Origin of the sequence: Rudaea sp., assembly GCF_036383415.1 — a bacterium.
Classification (GTDB): domain Bacteria; phylum Pseudomonadota; class Gammaproteobacteria; order Xanthomonadales; family Rhodanobacteraceae; genus Rudaea.
The window spans coordinates 1-9599 of record NZ_DASVOK010000481.1 but is presented as its reverse complement, the minus strand read 5'-3'; the positions used below and the strand labels follow the sequence as shown (position 1 = coordinate 9599).

Here is a 9599-nt window from a genome sequence, read left to right as displayed (position 1 = left end):
CGCGCGACGCGTGCCTCGTCCGGCTGGGTCTGGAAAGGCGGCATCGCCCTGCTCCTGCCGTTGCTGCTCGCCCAGCTCGCCTGGGGCGAACGCCGCGAATTGCTGCAGAACCCGACCGCGCGCGCCTGGCTCGAGCGCGGCTGCACGCTGCTGCATTGCACGCTGCCGCTCGCGCGCGACGCGGAAAGCCTCACCCTGCTCTCGCGCGACGTGCGCCCGCATCCGTCCGTGGCGAACGCATTGATCATTTCCGCGACGCTGCGCAACGACGCCGACGTGGCGCAGGCATTCCCAACCGTCGAGATCACGCTGACCGATCTCGACGAGCAGCGCATCGCGATGCGCCGTTTCAAGCCGACCGAATACCTCGGCGACGCACGTACGCTGAATTCGGGCCTCGCCGCACATGGATCGACCGCGCTCGTGTTCGAGGTCGCCGACCCGGGCAAGAATGCGGTGGCGTACGAATTCAAATTCCTCTGAGGAACCCCTGAACAGACTATTGCGCTCGGCAGTTCGCGCGCCGGCGGGCTCGGACACCGCGAATTGGCGGGGCGATGAAAAAAAATACTTAACTCGCGGGCGCCGCGGCGATAGACTATCCGACCCGCGTTGCAAATTCTTCGGCTTCGCACGACTCGCAAAGCCGGCCCGGGATTGCCGTATCAGGGAAGAGCCAAAAGCAAACAAGGTATCCGCACGATGAACGCCGCCCCGAACCTGCGCTTGAGCGAAGCGACCGAGTCCGCGCTGCAGCCCGCCCTGCGCGAGTGTGTCTCGCGCGCTGTGCGCCGCTACCTGCACGACATGGACGGCGAGGCCGACGACCTGTACGCGCTCGTGCTCGACGAGGTCGAATGCCCGCTGCTGCGCGAAGTCATGGACTGGGCCGGCGGCAACCAGAGCAAGGCCGCCGCCGCGCTCGGCATCAATCGCGCGACGTTGCGCAAGAAGTTGGCGCTGCACGGCTTGTAGTTGCCGGCCGCAGGCAGCCATTCAAATAGACGGCTATAATTTCCGCTTGGAGTTTTGCGGTCGTGCTCGATCGCAAAAATCGACCCGTGGCCGTGTATGGCCGCATTTCCCAAACAAGCCTGCGGAAACCCCATGTCCGATTCCCCCGTACCGGTCCGGCGCGCGCTGCTCAGCGTCTCCGACAAGACCGGCCTGATCGAACTCGCACGCGCACTCGCCGCGCGCAACATCGAACTGCTTTCCACCGGCGGCACGGCCAAGGCGCTGCGCGACGCCGGCATCGCGGTGAAAGATATCAGCGAGCTCACCGGTTTCCCCGAGATCATGGGCGGCCGCGTGAAGACCCTGCACCCGAAGGTGCACGGCGGCCTGCTCGGCCGGCGTGGTAGCGACGATGCGGTGATGGCCGAACTCGGCATCCAGCCGATCGACCTGCTGGTGCTGAATCTCTACCCGTTCGAAGCCACCGTCGCCAAGCCGGATTGCACGCTGGAAGAGGCGATCGAGAACATCGACATCGGCGGCCCGGCGATGCTGCGCTCGGCGGCGAAGAACTGGAACGACGTCGGCGTGCTCACCTCGCCGGATCAATACGCAGCGGCGCTCGCCGAAATCGGGCAACATGGCGGCCTTTCGCGCGCCACGCGCTTCCAGCTCGCGGTCGCCGCGTTCAACAATGTGGCCAACTACGACGGCGCGATCAGCGATTACCTCTCCGCGCTCAAGCTCGACGAAGCGCACAAAGCCATCGCCGGTCACGAGACCTTCCCCGCGCAAGCCAACGGCCGCTTCATCAAGCTGATGGATTTGCGCTACGGCGAGAACCCGCACCAAAGCGCCGCGTTCTACCGCGACCTGTATCCCGCGGCGGGCACGCTGGCCACGTTCAAGCAGCTGCAGGGCAAGGAGCTCTCGTTCAACAACATCGCCGACGCCGACGCGGCATGGGAATGCGTGCGCAGCTTCGTCAAGCCGGCCTGCGTCATCGTCAAGCACGCCAACCCCTGCGGCGTGGCGGTGAGTCTCGACGGCATTGGCAAAGCTTACGACCTCGCCTACCAGACCGATCCGACTTCGGCCTTCGGCGGCATCATCGCGTTCAACCGTGAAGTGGACGGCGTCACCGCGCAGGCGATCGTCTCGCGCCAGTTCGTCGAGGTGGTGCTCGCGCCCGCGTACGCCGATGACGCGCTGAAGGCGTTCGCGAAGAAAGGCAACGTGCGCGTGCTGGAAATCCCGGTGCCGCCCGGCATCGATCTCGTCGCCGCGCATCCCGGCAACAACGTCAAGCGCGTCGGCTCGGGTCTCTTGATCCAGACCGCCGACACCGGCATGGTCATGACGGATGACCTGAAGGTGATGACGAAAGTGGCACCGACGCCGCAGCAGATCGACGATCTGATCTTTGCCTGGAAGGTGGCCAAGTTCGTGAAATCGAATGCCATCGTTTACGCGAAGAACCGCCAGACGATCGGCATCGGTGCGGGCCAGATGAGCCGCGTGTACAGCGCAAAGATCGCCGGCATCAAGGCCGCCGACGAGAAGCTCGAAGTGCGCGGCTCGGTGATGGCCAGCGATGCGTTCTTCCCGTTCCGCGACGGCATCGACGCCGCGGCCGCAGCGGGCATCGCCGCGGTGATCCAGCCCGGCGGCTCGATGCGTGATGCGGAAGTGATCGCTGCTGCCGATGAGCACGGCATGGCAATGGTGTTCACTGGCATGCGCCACTTCCGGCATTGAATTTCTTCCCTTCTCCCACCGGGAGAAGGTGGCGCGGAGCGCCGGATGAGGGAAGAGCCTTGCATGGACCCTCTCTCGTCGTAGTTGCAACGCCCGTCCCTCATCCGCCCCTGCCGGGGCACCTTCTCCCGAGGGGAGAAGGGAAGCAGGAGTTGCCATGAAAGTGTTGGTCATAGGAAGTGGCGGCCGCGAACACGCGCTGGCCTGGAAGCTCAAGCAATCGCCGCGCGTCAGCGAAGTGATCGTCGCGCCCGGCAATGCCGGCACGGCGCACGAGCCCGGCGTGCGCAACGCCCCGGTCGCGGCGACCGACATCGACGCGCTGCTGCATTTTGCACAAGTGGAAAATGTTGCATTGATCGTGGTCGGCCCCGAGGCGCCGCTGGTTGCCGGCATCGTCGATCGCTTCCAGGCAGCCGGCCTGCGCTGCTTCGGCCCGAGCGCGAAGGCCGCGCAACTCGAAGGCTCGAAAGCCTTCGCCAAGGATTTCCTCGCGCGCCATGGCATCCCGACCGCGCACTACGCCGTGTTCACCGAACTCGCGTCCGCGCGCGCGCATGTGCGTGCGAAAGGCGCGCCGATTGTGATCAAGGCCGACGGCCTCGCCGCGGGCAAGGGCGTGGTCGTCGCGATGACGCTCACCGAAGCCGAGCGCGCGCTCGAGGACATGCTCGGCGCAAACACGCTCGGCGCAGCCGGCGCGCGCGTTGTCATCGAGGAATTCCTCGACGGCGAGGAAGCGAGCTACATCGTCATCGCCGACGGCAGGCACGCGCTGCCGATGGCGACGAGCCAGGATCACAAGCGCGTCGGCGATAGCGACACCGGCCCGAACACGGGCGGCATGGGCGCGTATTCGCCCGCACCCGTGGTCACGCCCGAGGTCGAGGCGCGCGTGCTGCGCGAGGTGATAGCGCCGACGCTGGCCGGCATGGCCGCCGACGGCGCACCGTTCACGGGCTTCCTCTACGCCGGTCTGATGATCGACAAGCACGGCGCGCCGAAGGTGATCGAATTCAACGTGCGCTTCGGCGATCCGGAGACGCAGCCGATCATGCTGCGCCTGCAGTCGGACATGGTCGAACTGATCGAAGCCGCGCTCGACGGCAGGCTCGACACGCAGCGCACGCAGTGGGATTCACGCCCCGCGATCGGCGTCGTCCTCGCCGCGCACGGCTATCCGGGCACGGTGCGCACGGGCGATGCGATCGTCGGCCACGATGGCGATTTCGGCGCCGACGTGAAGGTGTTCCACGCCGGCACGAAAGCGGAAAACGGCAGCGTCGTCAGCGCCGGCGGACGCGTGCTGACCGTGTGCGCGCTCGGCGCCGATTTGCGCGCGGCGCGGCAGAATGCCTACGCCGCGATCGAGCACATCCGTTTCGACGGCGGCTTCCATCGGCGCGATATCGGACATCGCGCGTTGGGCACCGCGCCGCAGAACTAATTCCCGGGTTTCGCCGGCGCGGGTACCACGGCCGGCGGCGCGGCCAGCAGCGGCGCCTTGAAGTACGGATGGCCCACAGGCCACGGGCGATCCGGCACCTGCTGCTTGACGAACTGCTGCATCGTCGACTTGAGCAACGCCGCCGCCTCCGGGTTGCGCGCACGTGTCGCCTCGAAGATCGCCTGTGCCTGGTATTCCTGCGCATCCTTGAACTTGCCGTGCGCGGCCAGCGCGAGCGCGAGCGCAGCGGCATTCGCCGCATCGGGGCGCTGCTTGTACAACGCCTGGCCGTGTTCGAGCGCGATATCGCGAGTTATCGCGTCCGCGTCGGCACAGGTGCTGGCGACGCGCACGAAGATCTGCAGCAGGTCGCCGTCGTTCTTGCGTCGTTCGAGCACGCTGTTGATCGCCTGCAATGCGCCATCGCATTTGCCCTGCGCCGTGAGCGCGGAGACCAGGTGCGCGTACGCCGTGGCGCTGTCCGGCTGCAGCGCGATCAGGCCGCGATATTGTTCGGCAGCCTGCGCGTAGCGCGAGCGGCGCATCTCGGCGTTGCCGAGCAGCAGCCAGGAATCGGGCAGCTTGCGATCAAACTTCTGCGCCTGCCGATATTCGTCGTAGGCCTTCGCATCGTCACCGGCATATTCGGCGACGATGCCGCTGGCGACGCGCGCGGTCGCGCTGTCGGATTTCGCCTTGAGCGCCTGGTCGACATAGGTCTGCGCGACCGCCTGATTGCCGAGCGTCGCTTCGATACGCGCAGCGAACGCCAGCGCCTCGACATCGTCCGGAGTTTTCTGCAACACCGCGGCGAGCGTGTCGCGTGCACCCTGAAGGTTGCCCTGCTGGGCGAGACTGCGCGCCTCGGCGAGCGTGCTGCCTGTTTCCTGCGGTTTGGCGAGCATACCGGCGACAAGCGGATCGTCCAGCGCCGCGGTGCCGCGGCCGGCCTTCGCCCGTGCCTCGTCGGCAGCCTTGGCATTGTTCTGTCCGGCATAGGCGTCGGCGAGATAAGCATACAGGCCGTTCGCCTGCGGATCGAGCTTGAGCGCCTTGTTGATCGCATCGATCGCATCGGCATAGCGTTTCTGCTTGAGCGCGAGCTGGCCGAGCATCGCGAACACGACGGGAACGTCGGCATGTTCGCGCGCGGTGTCCTCTAGCAGCTTGCGTGCGCCGGTGTTGTCGCCGAGATCGACAAGCGTGTCGGCAAGACGGTAGCGGATCGGCAGGTAGATCTGGTCGCGCTCAAGCGCGGCCTGGAAATTCGCGCGCGCATCCTCGTTGCGCTTGAGCTTGCGCGCGATCACGCCGCGCAGGTAGTACCAGCGGCCATCGCTCGGATTGACCTGGGTCGCGTCGTAGAACGCGACCGCCGCGGCCTCGTCGAAGCCATTGCGCGCATACAGCGCGCCGAGGTCGGCATAGGCCTGGGCGAGCGGCGGGCCGACCAGATTGGCCTTGGCCTTGTCGATCACCGCGCGCTCGTCGGCGATCTTCTTCGCCGCGTCCGCAGCCATCTTCGAGGTGTCGGGCGTCGGCACGGGCTGCAGCGTCCCGTCGGCATGGGCCGCGACGGCGGCGAGGGCAAGCAGGAGAGAGACGGAAAACCGTAGCGATTTGCGCATGAAGATGTCCGGAAACCAGATCGTGTTAGAACCTGTTCTCAAAGTGTAGCGAGCGAAGAGAATTTGCGCGTCGCCGGAGCGCAGGAACCGGAGTGTACAGTCGAGTACATGAGGATTCCGAGCACCGCCGGCGCGCAAATTATCGAGCGTAGTAGCTTTGAGGACAGGTTCTCAGGATGCGTAGTTTATCAGCGGTCAGGTTTGCTACTCTGGCCGCGGGGTGAACGACGGCCGTGGCACGGCACGATACGCGGCAGCTCGCGACTTGATACGCCGGCACGCAACGCGGCATTGCACGTCGTTTTCAGACAATATGACCGCAGCGCCAGGAACGCAGAGGGTAGCGATGTCCGATCACAGTCAGTTCCGCCTTCTGCGCGAGCGGCGCTTCCTGCCGTTCTTCCTGACCCAGGCGCTCGGCGCGTTCAACGACAACGTGTTCCGCGTGGCGACGATCCTCTTGATCGGCTTTGCCATGAACCTGCCCGACGAGCAGGTTTCGTTCTACAACAATATCGCGCCAGCGCTGTTCATCCTGCCGTTTTTCCTGTTCTCGGCCTCGGCCGGTCAGCTCGCGGAGAAGCTGGAAAAGACGCGCATCATCCGCTTCGTCAAGGCATTCGAGATCGCCGCGATGGCGATCGCGACCTGGGGCTTCGTCACGAAAAGCCCGTGGCTGCTGCTGTTCGTGCTGTTCCTCATGGGCGCGCACTCGACCCTGTTCGGGCCGATCAAGTACGCGATCCTGCCGCAGGCGCTGCGTGACAACGAACTCGTCGGCGGCAATGCGCTGGTCGAGACGGCAACCCAGCTTGCGATCCTGTTCGGCATGATGGTCGGTGGCGCGCTGATGTCCGCAGGCGGCGCGAACGGGCCGCTGCTCGCCTCGATCGCCGTGCTCTGCGTGGCCGCGGCCGGCTACCTGGTGTCGCGCGCGATCCCGCCGGCGCCACCGACCGCGCCGGAATTGAAATTCAACTGGAACATCTTTTCCGAAACCTGGCGCGCGATGCGCTTCACCGCGCAGGACCGCACCGTGTTCAATTCGGTGCTCGGCATCTCCTGGTTCTGGTTCTTCGGCATCGTCGTCACCGCACAGTTGCCGAGCTACACGAAGATCTACCTCGGCGGCAACGACGCGGTGTTCACCTTCACGCTCGCATTGTTCTCGATTGGCACCGGCATCGGCTCGCTGCTGTGCGAACGTCTGTCCGGGCACAAGGTCGAGATCGGCCTGGTGCCATTCGGTTCGATCGGCATCACCCTGTTCGGCGTCGACCTCTATTTCGCGCGCCCGCAGCCGGCGCCCGTGCAAGGGCTGGGGCCGCTGGAATTCCTGCATTCCGCTGGCGGCTGGCACATCGCGCTCGACCTCACCCTGATCGGCGTGTTCGCCGGCTTCTACATCGTGCCGCTGTTCGCGCTCGTGCAGAGCCGCGCCGAGCGCAGCCAGCTTTCGCGCATCATCGCCGGCAACAACATCATCAACGCGCTGTTCATGGTGGTGGCCACGGCGCTGTCGCTCGCCCTGCTCAACGCGCTGCATTTCACCATCCCGCAGCTGTTCCTCGTCGCCGCGCTGCTCAACGCCGTCGTCGCGATCTACATCTATACGCTGGTGCCGGAATTCCTGCTGCGCTTCGTCGACTGGATTCTGATTTCGCTGCTGTATCGCATCCGTACGGAAGGTTTGGAGAACATTCCCGAGGAAGGCTCGGCCGTGCTCGTCTGCAATCACGTCAGCTTCATGGATTCGCAGATCGTGCTCGGCTGCATCCGCCGGCCGGTGCGCTTCGTCATGTACTACAAGATCTTCAACACACCGCTGAAGCCGCTGTTCAAGGCGATGAAGGCGATCCCGATCGCAGGCGCGAAGGAGGATCCGGAACTGCTGCAACGCGCGTTCGAGGAAGTCGACAAGGAACTCGCCGCGGGCAATCTCGTCTGCATTTTTCCCGAGGGCGGCATCACTCGCGACGGCGAGATCGCGCCGTTCCGCTCCGGCGTCGAAAGGATCCTCGCAACGCGGCCGGTGCCCGTGGTGCCGATGGCGCTGCGCGGACTCTGGGGCAGCATCTTCAGCCGCAAGGATTCCTGGCTCAATCGCGCGCGCTTGCCGCGCCGTTTCCGCGCGCGCATCGAACTCGTCGCCGGCCCGGCCGTGCCGGCGGCGCAGGCGACTGCCGCCTTGCTCGAAGCCAAGGTGCGTGCGCTGCGCGGCGACCAGGCCTGATCGGTTTACCCGACCGCGCCGGAAATCACGATCACCGCGATCACCGCGAGCCAGACGATCAGCACGCGGCGGATCAAGGTCATCGCATCGTCAAGCTCGACCAGCGCATCGGTCGTGTCGACCGAGTGACCGTCGCCCGCCTCGATATCGGCATCGACGCTCGCGCGCGCGATCGCGCCGAGGAAGCCGCACTCGAAACTCCAGTAGCCTTGCGGATGCGCCGCGTGATAGCTGCGCCAGGTCTTGAGCACCGCGTCGAAGTCCGAAGCAATCGCGAGCGCGAGCGCGATCAGGTGCGCCGGCAGCCAGTCGAGCAGGCGCGCGAATTTCTGCGCGAGCGACTGCTGCGCGGCGGGCAACGCCTGCGCATGCGCGGGCACATAAGCGAGCAGGTGCGCGAGGCGATAGAGCAAGGCGCCGACCGGACCGAGCACGGCGAACCAGAGCACGACGCCGAACACGCGGCGCAGTCCCGCGGTGAACGCGGCCTCGACCAGTGGCTCGGCGCGGAACGGCAGCGGCTCGCTCATCTCCTCGGGCTTGAGCGCCTGCACCACCTCGGCGCGTCGGTCGGAATCGGGTGCCTTGTCGACCGCCTCGACGTCCTGTTCGAGATCGCGCGGGCCCATGCAATAGAACAGCACGGCGATGCCGAAGACCAGACTCGGCAGGCCGAAGACATTCCCGCGTAACGCCAGCTGCACGGCGAGGCAGAGCAACACGGGCAGGCCAAGGGTGATGAGCAGGCCGAGTTCCGCGCTCGACTGCGCTGCGCCCTGATCCTGCCAGCCGCGCAGCCAGGAAAAATTGCGCAGGCGCTTGAGGTCAGGCGCGAAATGCGTAAGCAGCAGGACGAGTACGATCGCGACGAACACGATGGCCATGAAGATTTCCTTCCGCGCACGATGCGCGGGCGCGGGAAATTGTAGCAGCGGTACTTATCCGCGCGCGGCCCGGCGCAACGGATCGTCGCGGGTCAGCGTATCGAGCTCGATGCCCGCTGTTTCGCGCAGCCAATGCTCGACCAGGCGATAAGACACCGACAGCGGCGACGGCATCAACAGCTCGCCCGAGGCGAGACCATCGACGAGCTGGCGCGCGCTGAACCAGCGCGCATCCTCGAGCTCGGGACCGAGCTTGATCGCCGGGTCGTCCGCGCGCGCGGTGAAGCCGAGCATGATCGACGACGGGAACGGCCAAGGCTGCGAGGAGTGGTAATCGCAGTCGACCACGCGCACGCCGGCCTCCTCGTACACCTCGCGCTGCACCGCGGCTTCGAGCGTCTCGCCCGGCTCGACGAAACCGGCCAGCGCGGAGTAGCGCCCCTTCGGCCAGCTCGTCTGGCGGCCGAGCAGGCAGGCATCGCCGTGCGAGACGATGACGATCATCGCCGGATCGGTGCGCGGGAAATGTTCGGCGCCGCATTGCGGGTTCGTACACACGGCGCGATGGCCGGCGTTTTCCACACGAACAGGCGAGCCACAGACGCTGCAGTAGCGCGTGCGTTCCTGCCAATTGGCGATCGCGCGCGCGTAGGCGAACAGACCGGCGTCGGCGGCTTCGAGCGTCATGCCGG

At 66.0% G+C, this 9599-nt stretch carries 8 protein-coding genes; 5 read left to right on the top strand and 3 right to left on the bottom strand.

The window, feature by feature from the left end; all coding sequences use genetic code 11:
• The 4 genes from VF497_RS17415 to purD all read left to right on the top strand — a co-directional run.
• On the top strand, nt 1–483 hold a 483-nt coding region (locus VF497_RS17415; RefSeq protein ID WP_330891122.1), incomplete at its 5' end, for a DUF3426 domain-containing protein.
• 219 nt (nt 484–702) lie between these two features.
• A complete protein-coding gene (locus VF497_RS17410; RefSeq protein ID WP_330891120.1) occupies nt 703–975 on the top strand; it encodes a helix-turn-helix domain-containing protein in 273 nt (90 codons plus the stop codon).
• 132 nt (nt 976–1107) lie between these two features.
• Nucleotides 1108–2715, top strand: coding sequence for a bifunctional phosphoribosylaminoimidazolecarboxamide formyltransferase/IMP cyclohydrolase (purH, locus tag VF497_RS17405; protein WP_330891118.1), 1608 nt, complete (start codon nt 1108–1110; stop codon nt 2713–2715).
• Between the two features lie 157 nt (nt 2716–2872).
• On the top strand, nt 2873–4162 hold the full coding sequence (gene purD / locus VF497_RS17400) for a phosphoribosylamine--glycine ligase (RefSeq protein WP_330891116.1): 1290 nt from the start codon (nt 2873–2875) through the stop codon (nt 4160–4162).
• On the opposite strand, the gene VF497_RS17395 is transcribed toward purD, so the two are convergent.
• Nucleotides 4159–5790, bottom strand: coding sequence for a tetratricopeptide repeat protein (locus VF497_RS17395; RefSeq protein WP_330891114.1), 1632 nt, complete (start codon nt 5788–5790; stop codon nt 4159–4161). The genes purD and VF497_RS17395 overlap by 4 nt on opposite strands.
• Before the next feature lie 346 nt (nt 5791–6136).
• Between VF497_RS17395 and VF497_RS17390 the strand changes: the two genes are divergently transcribed.
• On the top strand, nt 6137–8023 hold the full coding sequence (locus VF497_RS17390) for an MFS transporter (protein WP_330891112.1): 1887 nt from the start codon (nt 6137–6139) through the stop codon (nt 8021–8023).
• Between the two features lie 5 nt (nt 8024–8028).
• On the opposite strand, the gene ampE is transcribed toward VF497_RS17390, so the two are convergent.
• Together ampE and nudC are read right to left on the bottom strand one after the other, a co-directional pair.
• A complete protein-coding gene (ampE, locus tag VF497_RS17385; protein ID WP_330891110.1) occupies nt 8029–8907 on the bottom strand; it encodes a regulatory signaling modulator protein AmpE in 879 nt (292 codons plus the stop codon).
• A gap of 54 nt (nt 8908–8961) precedes the next feature.
• Nucleotides 8962–9599 (bottom strand): NAD(+) diphosphatase (nudC, locus tag VF497_RS17380; protein WP_330891108.1); only part of this gene is annotated, 638 nt, incomplete at its 5' end.